This window comes from Butyrivibrio sp. XBB1001 (assembly GCF_000424505.1).
GTDB lineage: Bacteria > Bacillota > Clostridia > Lachnospirales > Lachnospiraceae > Butyrivibrio.
In genome coordinates this window covers 124,441-146,483 of the sequence record NZ_AUKA01000009.1, presented here as the reverse complement: position 1 = coordinate 146,483, position 22,043 = coordinate 124,441, and the positions used below count along the sequence as shown (strand labels likewise).

At 41.7% G+C, this 22,043-nt stretch carries 15 protein-coding genes; 4 read left to right on the top strand and 11 right to left on the bottom strand.

What is annotated here, in order from left to right; translation table 11 throughout:
- Window positions 1–298, top strand: a 298-nt coding sequence (locus tag G631_RS20670) for an IS3 family transposase (protein WP_026489307.1), incomplete at its 5' end; no start/stop codon positions are given.
- 591 nt (window positions 299–889) lie between these two features.
- On the opposite strand, the gene G631_RS0109885 is transcribed toward G631_RS20670, so the two are convergent.
- From G631_RS0109885 to murI, 4 genes are all read right to left on the bottom strand, one after another.
- Window positions 890–1,912, bottom strand: coding sequence for a sugar kinase (locus G631_RS0109885; protein ID WP_026489306.1), 1,023 nt, complete (start codon window positions 1,910–1,912; stop codon window positions 890–892).
- A 146-nt stretch (window positions 1,913–2,058) separates the two neighbouring features.
- Window positions 2,059–2,607 carry an anaerobic ribonucleoside-triphosphate reductase activating protein gene (gene nrdG / locus G631_RS0109880; protein ID WP_026489305.1) on the bottom strand — a complete coding sequence of 183 codons (549 nt, stop codon included), beginning with the start codon at window positions 2,605–2,607 and terminating at the stop codon, window positions 2,059–2,061.
- 199 nt (window positions 2,608–2,806) lie between these two features.
- Entirely contained in the window at window positions 2,807–5,038 is a 2,232-nt protein-coding gene (nrdD, locus tag G631_RS0109875) for an anaerobic ribonucleoside-triphosphate reductase (protein WP_026489304.1), read from the bottom strand.
- A 179-nt stretch (window positions 5,039–5,217) separates the two neighbouring features.
- Entirely contained in the window at window positions 5,218–6,036 is an 819-nt protein-coding gene (gene murI, locus G631_RS0109870; protein WP_026489303.1) for a glutamate racemase, read from the bottom strand.
- Window positions 6,037–6,085: 49 nt separating this feature from the next.
- On the opposite strand from murI, the gene G631_RS0109865 reads away from it, so the two are divergent.
- On the top strand, window positions 6,086–6,535 hold the full coding sequence (locus G631_RS0109865) for a hypothetical protein (RefSeq protein ID WP_026489302.1): 450 nt from the start codon (window positions 6,086–6,088) through the stop codon (window positions 6,533–6,535).
- Window positions 6,536–6,544: 9 nt separating this feature from the next.
- Here the strand turns inward: G631_RS0109865 and G631_RS0109860 are convergent, their stop codons facing one another.
- The 3 genes from G631_RS0109860 to trmB are packed head-to-tail and all read right to left on the bottom strand — an operon-like array spanning window position 6,545 to window position 8,336.
- Window positions 6,545–7,330 (bottom strand): SH3 domain-containing protein, encoded by a 786-nt coding sequence (locus G631_RS0109860; RefSeq protein WP_026489301.1) that lies wholly within the window; start codon window positions 7,328–7,330, stop codon window positions 6,545–6,547.
- Window positions 7,331–7,361: 31 nt separating this feature from the next.
- Window positions 7,362–7,682: a thioredoxin gene (gene trxA / locus G631_RS0109855; RefSeq protein ID WP_026489300.1), complete on the bottom strand. Its 321-nt coding sequence runs from the start codon at window positions 7,680–7,682 to the stop codon at window positions 7,362–7,364.
- Window positions 7,683–7,685: 3 nt separating this feature from the next.
- Window positions 7,686–8,336 (bottom strand): tRNA (guanosine(46)-N7)-methyltransferase TrmB, encoded by a 651-nt coding sequence (gene trmB, locus G631_RS0109850; protein WP_026489299.1) that lies wholly within the window; start codon window positions 8,334–8,336, stop codon window positions 7,686–7,688.
- A gap of 81 nt (window positions 8,337–8,417) precedes the next feature.
- Between trmB and G631_RS0109845 the strand changes: the two genes are divergently transcribed.
- Complete coding sequence (locus G631_RS0109845) at window positions 8,418–9,863, top strand: D-alanyl-D-alanine carboxypeptidase family protein (protein ID WP_242829086.1); 1,446 nt, start codon at window positions 8,418–8,420, stop codon at window positions 9,861–9,863.
- On the opposite strand, the gene G631_RS0109840 is transcribed toward G631_RS0109845, so the two are convergent.
- Entirely contained in the window at window positions 9,860–10,795 is a 936-nt protein-coding gene (locus G631_RS0109840) for a 3'-5' exonuclease (RefSeq protein ID WP_026489297.1), read from the bottom strand. The two genes, G631_RS0109845 and G631_RS0109840, sit on opposite strands and share 4 nt — an antisense overlap.
- A gap of 143 nt (window positions 10,796–10,938) precedes the next feature.
- Here G631_RS0109840 and G631_RS0109835 point away from each other — a divergent pair, with 143 nt between their 5' ends.
- Window positions 10,939–11,481, top strand: a complete 543-nt coding sequence (locus G631_RS0109835) for a glutathione peroxidase (protein ID WP_026489296.1) — start codon at window positions 10,939–10,941, stop codon at window positions 11,479–11,481.
- Between the two features lie 136 nt (window positions 11,482–11,617).
- Here G631_RS0109835 and G631_RS0109830 read toward each other — a convergent pair whose 3' ends face one another.
- The 3 genes from G631_RS0109830 to G631_RS0109820 form a co-directional block, all read right to left on the bottom strand.
- Complete coding sequence (locus G631_RS0109830) at window positions 11,618–12,427, bottom strand: YlmH/Sll1252 family protein (RefSeq protein WP_026489295.1); 810 nt, start codon at window positions 12,425–12,427, stop codon at window positions 11,618–11,620.
- A gap of 82 nt (window positions 12,428–12,509) precedes the next feature.
- Window positions 12,510–14,993: a clostripain-related cysteine peptidase gene (locus G631_RS0109825; protein ID WP_026489294.1), complete on the bottom strand. Its 2,484-nt coding sequence runs from the start codon at window positions 14,991–14,993 to the stop codon at window positions 12,510–12,512.
- A gap of 159 nt (window positions 14,994–15,152) precedes the next feature.
- Entirely contained in the window at window positions 15,153–21,797 is a 6,645-nt protein-coding gene (locus tag G631_RS0109820; protein WP_026489293.1) for an Ig-like domain-containing protein, read from the bottom strand.
- Window positions 21,798–22,043: the final 246 nt, after the last annotated feature.

Below are 22,043 nucleotides of genomic sequence, written 5' to 3'. Positions count from 1 at the left end.
TAGTGACCAAGGCTGGCAATACCAACATGCCTACTACCGGAATGAACTGAAAAAGCATGGCATCATACAGTCTATGTCACGCAAGGGTAATTGCTATGATAATTGTATCATGGAGACATTTTTCGGGCGATTAAAGAATGAGATGTACTATGGCTATGAGTCTTGTTATGACTCGTTTGAATCATTTAAGATGGCATTAGAAGAATACATAGATTATTATAACAACAGAAGGATCCAATCAAAAACAAAATGGATGCCTCCTGTTAAATACAGGGAAGCATCCATGTGTTCCGCTTAACTTTTAACATGTGTCCAGGATTCTGGGTACATATCATTGGCTTGGGCGGTCGTTTTTACTTATGTATTTTCCTACGGCAACGCCGGCAGAAAAAATCGATATTACAGCTGCAGCTGCACCTATAATCTCAATAATCATAAGCAGGCCCTCCTTTAGCAAGATTTTTGTTGAACAAAAACTCCTTTCTATAGGATATGGCCAACCGCCTACCTGTCATTTCTCTTGGTAGCACTCACCTTCATATTTTATCATGTCATTCCGGCATCGGATATAAATATTATTAAGCTAAAATATATGTATTATTCCGATGTTTGAAGATTTAAGCCCATCTATTCAATGCTGTTATATGTGATTCTTTATCCATGCTACAGAAGTACTGAATATTTTTGTTCTGCACTTAAGAACTATAATAAGCAGCGCTGAACCTATTGTGCATATTATCCCCTTTACAAGAAATTCTCCACTAAGCTATTTGCTTTGTGAAGTCTATTTTCACATTAATGACTAAAAGACCTGGTCACCCAAGTCTTTTGTCATTAGAGGTTTTATAAAGGAAATACGTTATGGCGAACGTAAATCGGCATTGCTATGTCAGCGGTTCAACTCACTAGTTGGCCCATCTGACTGGTGGTTTCTGATAATACTATCGATCTCGCGAAGATCGCTTGCTGGAAGATCTCCAGGAATAGTATTCTTGACGCTTGATGTGGCATTACCATAGGCAAGAGCCTTAGCTACATCGTTGTATTTGAGCATTCCGTACAGAACACCTGATACATAAGCATCTCCAGAACCAATTCTATCTATTACATCAATATCTGTATAAGGCTTCTCAGTAAAGAATTCATCCCTGTCTGCATCATAGATTGTAGATGTAAAGTTATGCTTGCGAGGGCTTATAACCTCTCTCTGAGTTGTGCATACAATCTTTACAGGGTACTCTTTAGTGTAGCTTCTCATAATGTCATGAAGGTCGCCGTCCTTCTGCATCATACGTCTTGATGTCTCTTCTGAAACAAAGAGAATATCAACATATGGCAGAATATTCTTGATGGCTGCCCTTGCATCCTCTTCACTCCAGAGGTTTGCTCTGTAGTTACAGTCAAAAGATACTAAGGCTCCGCCCTTCTTAAAGCGCTTTATCATCTCTGTTGCAACTTCGCAGGTGTTCTTGTTAAGGGCAAGAGAAATGCCGCTTGTGTGGAACATTCTGGTGGAAGTGTAGACGCTTTCTGGAATCTCATCAAGTGTGATCCTGGTAATTGATGAATTCATTCTATCGTAAACAATAGATGGCTTACGTGGTGCTGCGCCATTTTCGTAGTAATAAATTCCAAGACGAGCCTCAGGTGACTCATCATAGATCAGATAGTCATCTGAAACGCCCTCAAACCTGATCCTGTTCTTGATAAAGGTTCCAAGAGCATTCTGTGGAAGTCTGGAAATCACACCAGTACGAAGTCCCAGGAGTGCAACTCCTGATGCCACATTAAGCTCGGAGCCACCAGCCCTCTTATCAAACACATCACCACGTGTCATACGTTCATAATTGGGTGGTGAAAGGCGAAGCATAATCTCACCGAAGGTTAAAAGATCAAATCTCTCGTCTCCCATAATGGCCTCCTAGCATAAGTGTTAATACATCCATAAATTCAACGAAATCTTATTGCTTACAATGCACATGATATATCAAAAGATATTCCAATGTAAGTGCTTACATCGTACCAAATATGGAATATTTTGAATTAAAACGTTTAACTTTACAGTCTGGAGGTGTCTTTATCATTATATTTTGACAGGACTACCTCTCCTTTTTCAAGCGTAGCCTTTACATCAATTATTCTCTGATTCTCAGAGCCTCTAAATCTAAGCATCAGATTCTTTTTATCAAGCATAAACTCCCCGTCCACAAGTACATCTGTCATTGAGAGGATAGCATCTGTGTCTTCGCTGTGACACCTCTTGTTATCAGGATCAGTGAGCTCCTCCCAGAGATATCCTGAGTAGATCCATATGGTAGCCTTTGGAACTTCTCTTTTTATGCGCTCTATAAGGGGCCTTATCTCCTTCTGGTTTACAACTTCCATAGGCTCTCCACCAAGGATAGTAAGGCCTGCGATGTATTCAGGCTTTAAGGATTCCACGATTTCATCCTCAACCTCTTTGGTATAAGGCTCTCCATAATTAAAGTCCCAGGTCATCTCATTGAAGCACCCCTTACAGTGATGAGTACATCCACTTACAAACAGAGCTGTCCTACATCCTATTCCATTAGCCACATCATTATAATAAACCTGTCCGTAATTCATATTTACAATCTTACTTTCCGACCGGCAAATGAATTTGTATGCAAGCATCCATTCGCTTTCAGGTCTTGTACAACAAAAGCCGGGGCAATTCTCCCGGCTCTTGTTTCTATTTCAATTTCATAATCCCCCGCGTGTCTATTTCCGGAAGAATTATGTTTCATCCAGAAGCCACGCATTATAATTTTTCAAAAGAGTCTTATCAGAGCTTTGGATTGCTCATGTGAAGTACTCTTTCTTTTATCTCCTGAGTACGTCCCTGATTCCAGTACTGAGTACCGATGTATCCACAAGTACGTCTAGCAACGTTCATCTTGTTCTGGTCGCGGTTTCCGCAGTTAGGACACTCCCAGATAAGCTTGCCGTCTGTATCTGTAACTATCTTGATCTCTCCGTCATAACCACAGCACTGGCAATAATCTGACTTGGTATTCAGCTCAGCATACATGATGTTCTCATAAATATACTTCATTACTGAGATTACTGCATCGATGTTGCTGTTCATATCAGGAACTTCTACATAACTGATAGCTCCTCCTGGAGAAAGAGCCTGGAACTCTGATTCAAACTTAAGCTTGGTGAATGCGTCAATCTGCTCTGTTACATGAACGTGGTAGCTATTTGTAATATAGTTCTTGTCAGTAACTTCTGGGATAATTCCAAAACGCTTCTGGAGGCATTTTGCAAACTTATAAGTTGTTGACTCAAGTGGTGTTCCGTAAAGGCTGAAGGCAACATTGGTCTCAGCTCTCCACTTTGCGCACTTGTCATTTAAAAACTGCATTACCTTAAGCGCGAAATCTTTTCCCTTAGGATCAGTATGAGAAACACCCTTCATGTACTTGGTACACTCGCAAAGTCCGGCGTAACCAAGAGAAATAGTTGAATAATTTCCAAAAAGGAGTGGATCAATTACCTCACCCTTCTGTAATCTGGCAAGTGCTCCGTTCTGCCAGAGGATTGGTGCTACGTCTGAAGGAGTTCCAAGGAGCCTGTTGTGTCTGCACATAAGTGCTCTCTTACAAAGCTCAGTTCTCTCTTCAAGGATTTCCCAGAACTTCTCTTCATTCTTGTAGGAAGAGCAGGCTACATCAACTAAGTTGATAGTAACAACGCCCTGGTTGAAACGACCATAATACTTGTGGTCGCCCTCTTTATAGTTAAGAGCATGTGATTTGTTGCCCTGATTGCAAAGGCCCTCAGCATTCTCTTCACTATCTGGTGTCAGGAAGGATCTGCAACCCATACATGGATATACATCGCCTTTCTTGAGTTCTTTCATCTTCTTGGCTGATATGTAATCTGGGACAAGTCTCTTGGCTGTGCACTTTGCAGCAAGCTCTGTGAGGTACCAGTACTTGGAATCCTCGTGGATATTGTCCTCATCAAGAACATAGATCAGTTTAGGGAATGCTGGTGTGATAAGCTGTCCCTTCTCGTTCTTGACACCAAGAATACGCTGTTTGAGCATCTCCTCGATCACCATCGCAAGATCTTCTCTCTGCTGTCCCTCTGGAACCTCATCAAGATACATGAAAACAGTGATAAATGGAGCCTGTCCATTTGTTGTCATAAGAGTGATGACCTGATACTGGATAACCTGGCATCCTCTCTCGATTTCCTTTCTAACTCGCATTTCTGCGATCTCATCTACCTGCTTCTTGTTGACCTTAACTCCAGCAGTTTCAAACTCAAGAGCAACCTCCTTGCGGAACTTCTGTCTGCTAACGTCCACGAAAGGAACAAGGTGTGAAAGAGTAATACTCTGTCCACCATACTGTGAGCTTGCTATCTGCGCAATTGCCTGTGTTGCAATGTTACAAGCAGTTGAAAAGCTCTTGGGACGCTCGATCATGGTTTCAGAAATAACTGTTCCGTTCTGGAGCATATCCTCAAGATTTACAAGACAGCAGTTGTGCATGTGCTGTGCAAAATAGTCTGAATCATGGAAGTGGATAATTCCCTCTTCATGGGCCTTAACAACATCCTCAGGCAAAAGAAATCTTCTGGTAATATCCTTGCTGACTTCTCCAGCCATATAGTCTCTCTGTACGCTGTTAACAGTAGGATTCTTGTTGGAATTCTCCTGCTTGACCTCTTCGTTATTGCACTCGATAAGAGACATGATCTGCTCATCTGTTGTGTTGGATTTTCTAACAAGGGCGTGCTTATAACGATATGTAATATATTTTCTGGCAACATCGTACTTACCAGCCTTCATAAGGCCATCCTCGACCATGTCCTGGATTTCCTCAACGCTGGCAGCACGTGTAAGTGTTGCGCATAATTTCTCTACACTTGTGGCAATATCAATGATCTGGCCATGAGTCAGTTTCTTCTCCTCCGTGACCTCGTTGTTGGCCTTCTCAATAGCTGCAATGATCTTGCTGACATCAAATGCAACCTCTTTACCACTTCTCTTGATGATTTTCATAGGAACCCCCTCTAAATAAACTAAAAACTATTATATAAACTGGTTTTTGACCATAAAAAATATGTTTGTCATGCAGAAAGCTGGCATGAAAACATATTTTAATTTGTTTGAAATCACAATATCTTGTAGTTACATTTAAATAATAATACAATATTTTGTTAATTTCAAGACTATAAAAATCAGAGTTTTCTAACCTCTTCGAGGCGATTATGCAGTCTTTTCAAGTGTTCCAGAGTTTTCTCATCTTCAATAAATTTTTTTGAAAAATAATATTCCGTTTTGGACTGCCCCAACATCTTGTGGTAGTCATCAAAATAGACCTCTGTATCTTGATCCGAATTCATATCAAGTGAAAGAACGTCTGCAAGATGGTGAACAGTGCCAAAATTACCATCAACCAAAAGTGTGTCCGAACCAAAGAAGTCCCTGAATGCAGGCTTGAAATAGTTAAAATGAGTACAACCTAGAACCAGTGCACTATATTTAGACGCGTCATAATCTGCAAAAGAGCTTCTAATATACTCAATTACTTCTGGTGTGTCAAACATCTCTTTTTCTGCGAATTCTACTAGCTTGGGCATGGGTTTAAGGTCTACTCTATGCTCCTCATCTACCCTGTGAAGCAGGTCCCTTAGCTTATCTTCTCTGATGGTAACAGGTGTGGCTATTACCATGATTCTTTTTTCCTCAGTTCCCTCTACAGCTGGCTTTACAGCAGGTTCCATCCCAAGGATAGGGATGTCAAAACGGCGTCTTAGCTCCTTAATAGCAACACTTGTAGCCGTATTGCAGGCTACAACCAGTGCATCTGCGCCTTTATCTATGAGAAACTGAGCGTTATCAATGGCAAAGCCAACTATCTCCTCTGGAGTCTTTGTTCCATAAGGAACATGCTCAGTATCTGCGTAAAATATGTATTCTTGCCCCGGAAGTCTGTGGTAAGCTTCATGTAGTACGGACAGCCCGCCTATCCCGGAATCAAAAATTCCTATTTTCATATGCTTTTCCTATCTTTACTTTTTCTTTTAAAACAATTAATCTTAATTTATGAGCGAAAAAAAATTTGATGAATTACAAAAATTATATGATAACTCCAAGGTAGGTTCCCTTGTCCAGGAAATCTGCGAGTACTACGCAACCCTTGATGGCTACGAAGATAACTCCTACCAGGATGAGATTGAACCACCAGAAATAGTGGAGTCAGTCTATCTTTTGTTCTGCATTCAGAGTCGTGAACAGATTCTGGATGAACTTACTATTGTGCAAAAAAAATATCCCGAACTTTATAGATCCGTAAGCGGGATGCACAATACTCTTTTGATCAATATGGATTATCGCTCACTTGAAAAAAGCTGCGGAGAAAGAATCGCGCAGTATGCACAGAACACTTCTCTGGAAGAGGTCCTTAGCTGCGCAGAATCCTGTTCTCGTACCAGCGACAATCTGTCCGAAGCTGTGGATAAGTTCTACACCTGGCTCCACAGCCGCAGAAGATGATCCATGTCATTATTTTACTTCAAGGTATTTCATTGATGCATATAATCTCTGACCATTGTATTCAACAAGCGCCCAGCTATTATCTGCATTCACTGCAACTCTTTTAAGTTCCGTACCCTTGTTTACAGTTCCCATAACTGTGTCTTTACTGCTGGAATTATCAACAGATCTTAAATTGAGCATCTCAGCTGTAACTACAACTGTGTCATTTTTCTCTGTATAACCACTAGGAAGTGCAAGCTCTGAAACTGTTACCTGCTCCTCATCCGGATCTGGTGCCAGATATCTGTCATAAACCTTGACCTTTAAAACGATAGCCAAAAAGGCCAGAATGATAACTCCAGTGATGATAGAAGAGATTCTTACGAACAGTTCAATTGGGAATCCTCCCTCAGAATCTTCCTCTTCGTCATAGCCCTCATCATATCCATCTTCGTAGTCTTCATCGTAATCGGGATCATAGTCATCTTCATAATCCCTGCCATCATTTCCAGGCAAATCCTTGTTCCAGGCATTGTCTACTAACTGGCTGTAGTCATCCTGTGAATACTGGGGCTGAGGCTGCACTGGCTGCTGATACTGCGGCTGAGCATATTGCTGCGCCGCCTCCTGCATCGGTGGTCTATTCTGTGCCAGCTCTCTTTCCTGCTCCTTCTGCCTCTCCTGATAGAACTCCTCCCGCTCCTCGGCATTAAAGAAGTTCATTGGGTCTTCTATCTGGATATCAATATCTGTTGTATCCCCGACGTTGTCTTTTCTCTTGTAGTCTTCAAATTTAGTAATCTTATCCGCCAACGTTTCTACCTCTAAAGTAAAGTGCTGACCTTTAGGCCAGCACTTTATCAATTATTCCTTGTAATTTAGCCTTATTAAGTGCTCCAACCGCTGTCTCAATAACTTCTCCGTTCTTGAAGAAAGCAAACATTGGAATCGACATAACATTATACTTCTGAGCAATATCAGGAGACTGATCAACATTGATCTTGCCAATTTTCATTTCTCCCTCATATTCTCCAGCAAGTTCATCAATAACAGGGGCCATCATCTTGCAGGGGCCGCACCAGTCTGCGGAAAAATCAACGAGTACCGGAATCTTGCTGTTTAAAACCTCTTCTTGGAAATTCTGACTGTTTAAACTGTAGTCCATAAGTTACTTCCCCTTTCTGCTAACAATGTATTTGTAGATTGGATTGCCTTGTGATGAGAATTTCTCTTCATATTCCGTCATTACATTGCCCTCATTCATAACAGGGTCATTATGAAGATCATATGTTACTGCGTCAAGGGTCCAGCCTGCTGGTTCTACCTCTTCCACAGCAAAGTCAAAAAGGTCCTTGTTGTCAGTCTTGAACTCTACAACACCATCTTTCTTTAATATTTGGTCGTAGCGTCCCAAAAACTCTCTGGAAGGAAGGCGCCTCTTGGCATGTCTGTCCTTGGGCCACGGATCAGAGAAATTGAGGTAGATCTTATCAACCTCTGAAGGAGCAAATACATCGGTGATATTCTCAGCATCCATCCTTATGAAAATAACATTAGGAAGCTGTCTCTCCTCCTGCTTCTGAATTGCTCTAAGAAGTACACTGGAATACTTCTCAATTCCAACATAGTTGATATCTGGATTGAGTTCTGCAAGATCCATCAGGAATCTACCCTTCCCCATTCCTATTTCAATATGAATCTTGTTGTCATTACCAAATACTTCTTTTTTCCAGAGTCCTTTTTTTGTTTCTGGATTCTTGACAGTGTACTTACTGTCAGCAATAACTTCTCTGGAACCTGCAATATTTCTTAAACGCATTTCTCATCCTACCTATAAATCTTATAAGAGAATTTTACAACATTTGCGACCACTTGGAAAGTATTGTATTATCTATATACTATGAGACACTTATTTTTCTTTTGCAAAAGAAAAACCAAATACCGCGCGGCTTTAGGCTGTCTTCTTATCTTTATTAGCCTATGGGGGCTCCGTCTGACAGCGCTTGCAGAGACTGTAGATTTCCAGGCAGAGGCAGAAGCCAGAAAAGAGCTGCCCATACAGAGTAATGAGACAAGCGGCTGGCCGGAAGGGCCTGCAATTGGGGCTGAAGCTGCTATACTGATGGATGCCAGGACCGGAACTATTTTATATTCCAAGAACATCCACGAAGAACTTTTCCCAGCCAGTACTACTAAGATAATGACTTGTCTTTTAGCTGTGGAAAATGCCAACCTTGGCGACAAGATCACATTCTCAAATGATGCCGTGTTCAGCGTACCAAGAGATGGTTCCTCTATTGGAATGGATGTAGGCGAGTCGATCACGCTTGAGCAGGCGCTTTATGGAATCATGGTTGGAAGTGCCAACGAGGTTGCCAATGCTGTAGCAGAACATGTAAGCGGCAGCATCGATGAATTTGTTGCTCTTATGAACAAAAGAGCCAAAGAGCTTGGATGCACTAATACTCACTTTAGTAACCCTAACGGGCTTCAGACAGATGATCATTACACAAGTGCATATGATCTTTCTCTGATAGCCAGAGCTTTTTTTGACAATGAACTTTTGTGCAAGGTTGGAAATACTCCCAGGTATCATTTTACAGCAACAGACACTCAGCCTGATGACTTCTATTTAAACAACAAGCACAAGCTGATCACAGGTGAAGTTAAGTATGACGGAATAGTTGGTGGCAAGACGGGGTACACTGACCAGGCCAGAGAAACTCTTGTAACCTGCGCAGAAAGAGATGGAATCAAGCTTATATGCGTTGTTTTAAAGGAAGAATCCCCTTCTCAGTTTACTGACACAGCAGTTCTTTTTAACTATGGTTTTAATAATTTTGAGGCTATAAATGTTTCCCAGAATGACAGCCGATATATGCCCAATGATTCTTTATTCTTTGAATCAGAGCATGATGTGTTCGGCAAATCCGGCGCCATTTTAAGCCTTGATGAGAATAGCACGATCATTATTCCTAAGACCTCATCTATAGAAGACACAACCTACACTGTATCCTATGACCTTACGCAAAATGATCTGGCGGTTAATCCAAATGCTCTAGCCAAGGTTATCTACACTTTTAACGATGTTCCAATAGGAAACGCACTTTTGTGCTATGAGGGTAGTAGCTCTGATGGATCCAGAGGCGGCTCATCCCATACTCATACAACTTACATTAATGTTAAATATCTATTCGTGTTTGCAGTGGTTTTCGTTTTACTTACAACTTTGATCTGCTCTGTTATCACCAGAGTCCACTTTAGCCACAAATACACCAGTAAGAGCGACAGGATGCGCTATCGCAGAAGAAAGAAAGAATATAAAAAAGGCCACGTGAGATTTTAATCCACGGGCCTTTTCTTTATTTTTCTCTGTTTTATCTTCATGGCTTCCACATCTTCAGGCGGAATAAACTTACAGGTTTTTACCACAAATAACCTGCCATTTTCAGCTTTCTTTATCCTGACTTTGGATTTCATAAAACCATGAAGCTCACAATACGCCACAGAATAATAGTGTTTACTGTTTGGTGTAAACCACTTGACCTTACGCCTGATGTTCCTGTGACAGATATAGCATTTGGTGCTCATTATTTCTATATTTTCCAGGATGTCTTCCTTGGTATCAAATTCCCTTGAAATATATTTAAAGTAATTATCAAAGGTGATTTTTATCTCCTGTTTTCTTGTCTTAGGGGTTACATAAGTATCAAAAGAAACCTTCTGCAAAACCTTGTCATTTAGTCTCTTAAAGATTCTGGCTGTGTACTCTGCATCTGCTAATGCCCTATGAAAAGGTATGTCCTTTTCCATTCCTAGCTCATCAACAACTGTTGATAAACTCTTTCTGGACTTGCCGTCATCAAAGGCCAGGGAATAGAGCTTCTGCACGTCGTAAAAGGCTATGGGCCTGTCAGATAAAAGAGGCATGCCAAAGAAATCCAGGTTTCTCTGGAACTCTGTTAGATCCAATGGTCCCCAACTGCAAAACTCAGCGCCTTCTCCACACCAGCTTAAGAACTCAGATGCAACTTCCTGGAAAGATCCTCCTTTTTCAAGGTCTTCCATTGTAAGATGGATAAGTTTTCCTGTGATCCTGTGCATCTGCTTAAAAACCTGCGGTTTTATAAGTCTTGAAAACTCGCCTACTTTTTCCTTTTTTTCATTAAGTTTTACGGCACCTATTTCTACAATCTCAAATATGAGAGTCTTGCCGTTTTCGGTTACTGGTGCCTCTCCCTGATTCCATTCCAGGTCAAAAACAATGTAATTTTTCATAAGACAACTATAAAATGCCAACTTGTTTTTTGCAATATTTTTAAATTTTCTATTGACATTTTAGATTGCGCGCAATATAATTTAAGTAAATTGAACGCTGTTAATAATTAAATGTTAAATAGTTTATTTCGGAGGTAATAGAAATGGGATTCTATGATTATTCTGTCACTGATGCTCAGGGCAATCAGGTTTCAATGGAGACTTTTAAGGGCAAGGTTGTTCTTGTAGTTAATACAGCTACAGGTTGCGGCTTTACTCCTCATTACAAGGACATTGAGTCTATGTATGAAGAGTTTAATGAGAAGGGCTTTGAGGTTCTTGATATTCCTTGTAACCAGTTTGCTGGACAGACTCCTGGCACAGATGAGGAGATTCATGAATTCTGCCAGCTCCACTACAATACAAAGTTCCCTCAGATGACAAAATCTGATGTTAACGGCGAGGGCCAGCTTCCTCTTTACAAGTTCCTCAAGGAGCAGAAGGGCTTCGAGGGCTTTGGTAAGAGTCCTGCAGCACTTGCAATGAGCGTAATGCTCAAGAAGATTGACAAGGATTACAAGAATAATCCTGATATCAAGTGGAATTTCACTAAGTTTGTAATAGACAGAGAAGGTAATGTTGTTGCTCGTTTTGAGCCCACAGCAGACATGAAGAAGGTTTCTGAGTGTGTTGCTTCTCTCCTTTGATTTTTGCATTCTCCTTACACATTAATTTACATAAACAATACAAAAAGAAGAAAGGGTCAGCGTATGGTATTGCGCTTGATCCTTTCTTCTTTTTCCATAAATCTTTATATTTTAATATACTTTCATTAGCATCAGCTCATCTGAATACTCTTGCCGTCACAAAAAGCCTACCTTTTCTGGTAGTATTTGTTGTTCCAAGGTATATGAATTTTCCGTGGCCTCTAACTGACACCCTTGAACCTGCTTTAAGATCGTATCCACCGCTATAAGCCGTCCTTCCATCTATAAAAACAGACTCGCTTTCTATAAGCTTTTGAGCCTCTGATCTGGACAAATGGTACACAAAGGCCAGGATTGCATCAATTCTCTCTGAGGCAACACTTCCTGATATTTCTTCAAATTTTGGCTCTATATTACATTCTGCAGCATTGACTATCTGGCATTTAACAGAGGTATGGCGGATCCTGATAAGCTCTTTTACCATCATTTCAGCAATATCGGGAGTTGCAAAAATGAATGCTTCCTTGTCTCCTGCCAGAATATCTCCAATCTGATCACGCTCTATACCTAGATTCATAACACTTCCAAGATAGTCCCTATGATTAAGATCATCTGCAAATTTATTATTAAGTGGTGTCACATGAACACATTTGCATACGCTGTTTTCAGCATTTTCAGATAGTAAAAAGCTTTCTTCATCCATATAATCCGGCAAAAAACAGATCATTCTTCTCTCTGCATCATCTATTCCGCCATAAGTTACATACCTTGCGCCGCAGTATTCATGAACATTCGAAGGCACTCCCTCTGCAGCTAATATCTGATAAAACATGGCAAGCTCTGACACTGATAAAAAATCAGTATGTGTCACAAAGCCATTCATATATGCTCTTCCTGCCAGGTCTCGAACTCTTCCCGCCAGAAAATCTCTTGTTTTTTCTTCCACCTTGATACTCCTTCAAAAAATATGCCCAGGGCAAATAACTGTCCTGGGCTTAATTATAATATCTTTTTATCTCATCCTACAATCAATATGTAAGTGTAGGTGTCCAGTATTTCTGGCCATAAATATCTGTGAAGCAGTATGTTGCATATACCTTGCCTTCGCCTACAGGGAGATTTATTATCTCCATTTCTGACATATCCTTGTCTACTACAACCTGTTCTCCCAGATAGTAGTTCTGCTGGAAAGATTTATCATAGTTGTAGTAATCACATACATAGTCTATGGTATCGCCCTCTTGAATTTCTGTGAGGTTCTTGGCGATTGTTTCTGTTTCACCCTCTACATAGTCATAGCAAGCTCCGGCAACATAGCCGTCTTCGTTTTCAGAATCAAATACCAGGATAAGGTTGCATCTCTCTCCGTTCAGCTCGCATGGTACGCGACCAGTTATGGCATAGCTACTATCATCGCCCTGAACATCGATCACATAAAATGCAACTATTTGACCATCTATAGAAAGCCAGGTTTTATCGTCTGGTGCCATGAGGTTACCCTCTTCATCAAACTCAAAGGTTGTATCATAGCCCAGATCTATATAGCCTTCTCCATCATCGTAGTACAGATTAAGCTTTAAATCCTGTACCAGTTTCCACTGATCAGGTGAAAGAGTTATGCAGGTATAATCTTCAGCATTGGTTGTCCATATAAGTGCTGAAGGATCAAACTGGTTGGCAGCTATATATTGCGCCGCCTGCTCAACATCCAGATTCTTGCCAATAAAGCTGCTGTTTGATGATGTAAGTCCGGATATGCTACTAAAATCACTTGAAAGGAAGGTTGAGAGGAGCTGAGATATCATATCCGCCGATGAAACTCCGCTGCCCTGGCTAAATGTCTGGTCTCCAAAAAGAGATCCCATAGGGCTACCTGTTCCGCCTGCAGCAACCTGTCCTGCGACTTCTAATGATGCAAAATTCTGGATACATTTTGCATATTCCTCATCCATTCCAATATCTTCATAGGTTCCAACCATAGAATCTACTTTTGAGGCCTTCTTGTATGGGAAGTAGATTGAAAGGCCATATGCATTTGTCATATTTGTGCTTGTTCTATTGTACTTAATGGATCCCTTTAAGGCAGTTGCCAGCTCTTTTGCCTCATCTGTTCCAATCCTGTTGGCAAAATCCACGAGATCTACCTGATCGATTCTGGAGGATGATGCAAACTCTCTTGTACTGCTGCGGGCATTGGATACTGCTGAGTATTCGTTACTCTTTATCATTTCTGAGGTATCCTTGGAAAAATCCGCAAGTTCAGATGGCACTGTCTGTGACAGCTCTGCAAGGTCAATAAGTGAAAGTGTTGTCTTCTGTCCAGGGCAGGTCTGAGCACAGGCACTTGTAAAGGAATCAATAATATTTTTGCCTATTTCTATTGTTTCCATGGAAGTATTGCTTCCAAGTGCTGTCAGCCAGTCTGTGTAGTACCAGCCCACACCTGGCTCTGTCTCTTCTGATGCCACAAGGTAATCTGCGTAATTTGATACAACAAGGGCGTTCTCTACTGTAGCCATAAGACAGGTATCAAAGCCAACAAAATCAAAGGTAACTCCACCATCCTTAAGGGCCTTATTTATTCCTGAAAGTGACATTGCTCCTGCTGTAGGGTATTTCTCATCATAGCCATAGCCGCCTGTTGAGCCGCCGCCATGATTCCAGAAGATAAGTTCATATCTGTCTGCGGGAAAACTCTTTGCGCCCCACTTGATAAATCCTGAAAGTGTATCAGGCTTAGTCATAGGAACGCTTCCAAGATTGTCATTTAAGCAAATGAGCTTTCCATCTTTTACCTGATAAATCTGATTTGTAGAACTTGATATCACATTGTTCTGCCACTGCTTGGCTCCACCTGTGTAGAGTATGAGGTTTATCTTATCTCCAAGCCTTGCGGAGAGCATTTCCTGAATGTCCTTGGAAGCCATGCCGCTTCTGGACTCGAGGTCTGCTCCACACATATAAACCAGAATAGTGATGGTATCCTGGCCATTTCCCTTTATGACTGTTCTCTTTTCTCGTGCATTTGAGGCAACAGAAGTATCTAGTTTACCTGTGTTTGGTGTATCGCTCCAGCTGGCTGAGGCCATATTTCCACCTGAATAAGGCATGCTTCCGCTTCCAAGGAGGGTGCTGAGCATAGAAAGGCCGCTTCCGCCATAACCTGACGTCATATCTGATGTCTGAGACTGAGTTGTCTGCGTCTGAGTCTGGGTATTGCTATACTGTGGCTGAGCAACTTCCTCATAATCTCCAGAGCCTCCGCCGCCTAAAAGAGATGTCAGGCCTCCACCACCTCCTAGTAGCAAAAAGAGTACGACTATAATTGCAAATAGTGGGCTCCTACCACCAGATCTGTTCATTCCGCCGCCATTTCCACCAGATGATGCGTTACCTCCTGGAAGTCCTGAACTTGAACCTACCGGGCCTCCTCCAAGGCCTTCGCCTCTTTTATGTACTCCAGAACCGCCTTCGCCAACTTTTTTCTTTCGTCCTACAGGTCGATCTTCCATTATTGCCTCCTATACTATTATCTTGTATTCAGACAAATTCTTGTTTTTTCTGACTTTACTGCAGTTTTAATTATACTATGTTTTTTCTTATAGTGAAAAGTAGCGAAAAAATGTCCAGGTGGGATTTCTCCAACCTGGACACTAAACATTTTTATTATCTTACTGGATCAGCTTACCCTGTGCATCGAAGGTGTACTTTTTAAGCCATTTTGTTATTGTCTCATCCTGAGCCATAGTACCATCGCCCTTTGCATAGTACTTATCATCACCCACGGTAATCCAAGTGTTGATCTGGAGTTTACCTTTATCATCAAAGCAATAGGTCTTGCCATCGATAAGAGTAAATCCTGTCTGCATCACACCATCTTCATCAAAGTAGTATTTTGCACTCCACTTTTCAAGCCAGCCTGTATGAAGCTTTCCGTCATTTCCAAAGTAGTACTTGTTGTTTCCATCCTCTACGAAGCAGGTTTTCTGCATAACACCTTTTTGGCTGAAGTAGTAATATACTCCATCAATCTTCTGCATTCCAGAAAGCTTTTCACCATCCTCAGTCTCGTAGTAGGTTGCTCCCCACTTTGTATACCAGCGGCCATTAGTGTATCCGATGTTCTCTTTTTCTTTATCCATCGAATCCTTTATTACTGCGATAAAGCTAAGTACAGGATCTGGATTTCCAGTCTTGGCTACTCTCACTGTTACCTTTGTGTCAGCTGATACTTCAAAGCTTACTGTCTCAAGCCTTGCACTGTCTGAAGAGCCAAGTGTGAAGTTGTGTCTTGCAAGCTCTTTTCCATCTGCGTCTATAACTGTGATACGTGTAGGTCTTGATGTGTTCCACCACTCCTGATAGCCTGTCGCTACTGTATACTGACCTTCTTCAAGAGTAAAGGTGTAATCGATAGTCTTGTTTCCAGCTGCCCAGAAACCATGTCCCCAGATATCAGCGCCAGAGTTCTTAAATCCAACATCGTAGCTGTCTGCGTTTTCAGAGCTTCTAACACCGTTATAGCCTGCAATACCTGTTACTGCATAATCTTCATCTGCAGTAGCGTTTCTAAGCTGTTTCTTTAAAACTGCTCTTGCTGATGAAAGGTACTCTGCCTCTTCATCTCCCAGAACATTTCTAGAAGCACTGTCGTAGAAGTAGATCATCTTGTCAGGTATCATGCAAACTGTATGTGTAAAGCTTCTGTTGTAATCAGCAAGAACTCCTGTTATCTCAACATCTCCTACAAGTGCAACCTTGTCCGTATTCCAGCTAACACCCTTTGTTACCTTACTTCCATCTGAAAGTGTAAGTTCAACCTCTGAAGGAAGCTTTTCTTCAAGGTCTTCCTTGGAAAGAGCATATGCAGGAAGCTCTGTGTTTATTTCGAACTCTCCCTTGTTTTCAAGTTCATCAAGTGTCCAGTTTGAATAGCTTCTAAGCGCTATCTTTTTGCCTGATAAGAATTCAACTGGAAGCCATACGTATCTTGACTCTGAAAGATCTCCTGAATTCCATCTGTCACCCATGTAAATGAACTTACCTGCAGCAGCATCTACTGGGAATACGCATGTAGACTGTGTTCTATAGGTAGTATTTGCACCAGAGTCTGTACATGGGTTATTTACCTGTGTCCATGGTCCAAGTGGAGTATCTGCATAAGCATAGCTTGCAGGGTTTGGATCCCATCCTGTACAACCGGATGTGATCATGTAATAGGTTCCGTTGTACTTGAACATTGCGGGAGCTTCTCTTGATGCGCCAACAAAGTTTACTGTAAAGTCTTCGCCCAGAACTGCGTGTTCCTGATCCTTGGCAAGATATGTGTAGTCATCATTGAGCTTTGCAATGTACATGTTAGTATTTCCGTCAGATGAGTACATTACGTAAGCTGTTCCGTCATCATCCTTGAAGACGTTCATATCTCTTACAGATCCCCATGAAGATGGAGCGCTATCCCAGCTATGATCTGCATTCTCGTCATAGTTGAGTTTGTAGGAACCAAGATACTTAAATGGTCCAAAAGGTGAATCTGATATAGCAACACCGGCTTTTGCCTTACCATAGTTAGAACCTGTCGGGTTATCCTTGGTAGTTCCGTCGCAGTGCCACCACATTACGTACTTGCCAGTCTTGTCGTTGTAGAGAACTTTAGGTCTCTCCATAACTGTTCTGTCTGCGGCAATGTTCCAGTAGAGCTCTTCGAGCTTGCTGTCATAAATAGGATCTGTTGAAGGCTGATCCTTGTAATCAGCATAAAGTGTGCTGAAATATTCATCATTCTCAAAGATTGAAAGATCTGCCTTATAGCCTTCGTTCTTGTAAGTGCCGTAATCCTCATCAGATACAGGAATTGCTCTGAAAGGAACACCCTCATCTACCCAGTTGTAAAGATCAGTTGAAGTATAAAGATGTACTCCAACAACTGGCTGATAATCATATGTCTTGTCTTCGCCATACCAGTAGTATTTGGTAACACCATCAATTGTGAACTGCTGGATCTGTCCGCCATGAGCCTGTACAAGAACTCCATTATTGTCGTACAAAGGAGCTCCCTCAACACCTGTAATTGATGTGTAATTTACAATGTGTGTCTCAACCAGATTATCAAATGCTTCCTTCAACTTCTTGTATGCCTCTTTAATAGCTACAGTATCCTTTGAATTTTCATCAATGAGTGCCTGTGCTGCTGCTTCTGCCGCCTCAAATGCTGCAAGGCTTTCCTTTGTATAGGTCTTTCCTTCCATTGCCTTACGGAAGTTATCGATTGCAACCTTAAGTGTGTCTACAGTGTACTCAGGAACTGCTTTTACAATAATATAGCTAAGAAGTGGATCTACATATGAGCTTGTTCTGTTAGTTGCATAAGCATAAAGATTAAGCTCTCCATCTGTCACTTCTACTGTGTAGGTCTTTTCTACAAGTGATCCCTGGCCAAGGTTAAGGCCTGACTCTACATTAGTTCCCTCGAAATCATAGCTGATGTCTCTTGCGCTCCAAGGGCTCTTTACGCCTATTGTCACAAGATACTCGTTGCTGCTTCTGTCTGGAAGTTCGAAGCTGTAGTAAAGTCCACTGACGCCCTTCTTGTAGGTCCATCCCTTATCAGACATATAAATATAGTTGCCTGTTAGTGAACCATCTGCAGAACCGCCTGCTACTCTTACGCCATACTCAGGGTCTGACAAATAGCCCCAGCTAAGGCCTGTTCCAGCATCTACTCCAAATTCCTGCTCTGTTACTGACTGGTAGAGGCCAAGTCTGTTGTCATCAGGAACCTGTGTGTTATCTGAGCTACCGCAGTCAACGAGATAAAGAACATAATCGTTTGCTGCAATCTCATCTTCTGAAATCATGTTACCATCTGACTCTACAAACTCAGACAGCTCTTTTACCATAGCATCAATGTCCTGCTGAGTTGTTGCTGCTCTGAGCATAAGTGTCTGTGCCTTTTCCAAAAGAGCGTGTAGTCTGGACAGCTTAGCCACTGAATAGTTTGTTGTATCTATCTGCTGAGCCTTGACTAGCTGACTCTTTAGCTCACCAAGAGAAAGGTTCTTCTGTACCCTGATAAATGAAAGAACTGGATCAGGGCCGCCATTTTTCCTGACTGAGAAGGTTACATCTGCCTTCTCTGAAAGGCTGTAGCTGTACACTGGTGTATTCCAGTTATTCTTGCCGTTCTTGGAATTAGTGTTTCCAAGGAGGTACTCCTCTTTATCTATCACTGCGTATACAGACATAGGTCTTGACTGATTCCACCATTCCTTAAATCCAAAGGTCAGCGTGTAATCGCCTGCATCTAAAGGAACTGTGTAATCAATGCTCTGATTAGAATATGCATACCATCCATAAGCCCATGGATCATCGTCTGAGTTGTTGTATGCGCCGTAATCCTCAAGTCTTCCCCAGGTTCCATCGTACTTCTGGTCTGGAACTTCATTGAAAAGATCTGCATAGGAATCCATTGTCTTGTATGAAGTATGGCCTTTTTCGTTGTCGTTACAATCGATGTACCATGCCATATTAGGGTCAACAAACTTAATTGCAAAGGTTACTTCATATCCGTAGCCATCGAGAATACCTGTTACTTCGCTGGCACTTGTAAGATCAAGTCCTTCTGTTTCCCAGGTAACCTTGGCATTTATTGTGTTGTTTTTGCTTGTCTTAACGCTTACAGTTTCAGGAAGAACTGCTGCTGTTCCCTTAACTGCAAAAATAGTATTATTGTCTACAGAAACTACTGTCTCTGCGCTGCTGTCATATACAACACCCTCAATTATGTAGGTTGTGATTGAGTTAGCCTTAAGTGTTGCTGTTACATTCTTGGCAGCTGTATCTACTACGATGTTGTCAGAATCGCTTACATCTGCCCAGTTCTCGCCATCTGCTCTGCTTCCGCTTGTACGGATTGCAGTTACCTTTGTTCCAATCTGTGAGAAGTCCTGAAGGTTAAACTTCCAGGTCTTGTCATCTCCAGCTGTGTTCACAGCAACAACAACTACCTTGCCTTCCTTTGGATCAAAGGCTGCTACTGTCTGATCGCTTGATCCGATGATAGCGTATCCTGGTCTGATGTATCTTGAGAACTGACCAAAAGCGTAATACTTCTTGCTAAGGATAAGTTCCTGTGTATCATGGTTTGCAATTGCAATACCCCAGAAGCCATTGCCTTCTGAAAGCATTTTTTCAACAGATTCAGCTGTTGCTGTATCATACTGGTTTTTTGAATCAATATGGATATCTACTGCATCCCACATGATCCATGCTGATGGCATCATGCCATTTACGTCAGTTATGATTCTCTGTGCAAAGCCAAGTCCAGCCTTCATTTCGCCTGCATTTGTACCTGCTTCGAAGGTTCCATCAACTTCACTCATCCAGAGATTCTTGCCAGCTTCTTCTGAAAGAGCCTTGATACCTGCTCTGTTTGATCCGCTGTAGGTGTGAGCATCGATTCTATCCACAACCTCTTTTGCCTCATCTGTAAGTGCGTTAAAAGAGGTAATAGCTGTATCGATACTTGTTTCATCAGAGGCAGAGATAAGGATATCTATGCCTTTTTTCTCAAGCTCTTTATTGAGTGCCACAAGAATTCTTGACTGAGACTCGCCAATATCAAAGTGGCAGCCTTCCTGCTTGTTACTGTATGCACCCCAATAGTTTGTATATGGCTCGTTCATTGGAGTTGTGGACTGGAAGTTAATAACTCCTTCCTGTGCCCAGTGCTCAATTACATCTGCCATATAGCATGCAAATGCGTTAACTGAATCTGCTCTAAGATTATCCTCATTCGCATTCACGTTTCCTGACGAACATCCTGATACTGTCATGAAATATGGAGGTGAATTGGAGAATGCTTCGCCAATAAACTCATCTCCTGCAGCCTTAGCTGCCGCAATAAGAACATTCATCTGATTCTTGTCAGCATCCCAGTTGTAGTTCCAAGCAAAGCCGCAGTCAAAGTCTGCTCTTGCAAAATTTGTCTCATAGTACTGGGCATCATGCTTCTCAAGATTGATCTTTGTTACGTCTGTTGCGTAGCCAGGAACGATAGAGTCAGATCTTCTGATGTGGTCTCCGTGAAGGAAATCGCTGCCTTCTGGAAGCTCTCCTTCTTCACCAGACTTGATGATTGCCATCTTTACATAGTCAAGACACCAGTCTCCATCAGCTCCACCGATATCGATCTTGTTTGTGCCTGCCTTGAGCTCAACATTTTCAAATGTTACAACAAAGAGCATATTGTTGTTGCCAGAAGCTATAACGCCCTTGTTTACATCATCTGCATGCTGAGTGTAGACCTTTGACTGTGAAGGAACATCTTCAAGAAGTGCATCGCTCTTATTATCCCCTGACTCAGTAAGAGCCTTTGTTTCAGCTACCTTCTCTGCCTCAATTACAGGTTCCTCTTTAGCTTCCTCTACATCTCCTACTGCATCTTCTACTACCTCATCTTCATTTGAAGATTCTTTCTGAACACCTTCATTTTCCTCTGTCTCAGATGCTTCAACTGATGCACCATCAGAAGCCTCTGTTTCTTTTCCCTCTAGAATATCGCTTTCTGGAACAAGTTCATCCCCTTCTGTTCCAGCCCCTTCTTCCTCATGCTCATATGTGGTAGCTCCCTCTGTAGTTACCCTCATGCTTACGCCTCTCTTGTTCGTTCCAGAGAGTGTAAAGAGCATCTTTACTGTATATGTACCGTCCTCTTCTACGTTTATAAGGTAGTGAAGATTGTCTCCTGAGCCAACTTCTCCATCAAGATTATTGACCCATCCGATTGCATCAAAAGAACCAACATTTTTGCCTGCTGTAAATCCAAAATCAGCATCAGATCTTGAAAAACTTACATTCTGAAGGCTGGTGTTGGTAGATGGACTCATCTTAGATCCGGCATAAGTTAGAGCATCCGAAGATGTGTCATAAAATACCGCTTTTTCGTTTACAGATACTTCAGGTGCTTCTCCAACGTTGTCTCCACCACCAACGTTGTATCTGCCGATAGTCATTCCAAGGCCTTCTTCCTTGTCGTAGAATGCTGTCGCAGACTGCTGCGTAAGTTCATCGCTATACCCCACACGATTTGCCCACCAGCATAGGCTCGTTCCAAAGCCCTGGAACTCACCGAATCCGTCGCCATCAGTGTCATTAAATACTGATGCTTTGGCAGGTGAAAGCTTAACAGTCTTGTCCACCTTAACGTCAGCTGCCTGAGCCTCTATCGACGATATACTCCCGGCCTGAAACAAGGTAGTAACACCCACTGTCACTCCAAGAACCGACGATAGAACTCTCCTCCAATCCTTTTTCATTTTCATACCCCTTTCAATTTTTCATACTATCGATTTCCCACATCGATAATCCTGTACATTATGATTTGTACATTATTGATAAGTCGTCTACGTAAAATTCTAAGATTAATTGTGGAATAATGCTATCTGACATTTTTACTAAAATTTTACTTCAAAAATTTTGCATATTTTTAGCAAGTTTATCCCGGCGTACTTTCATGAATAATCACCAAAAAAGGAGGTCGCTTTCGACCTCCTTCCAATAAT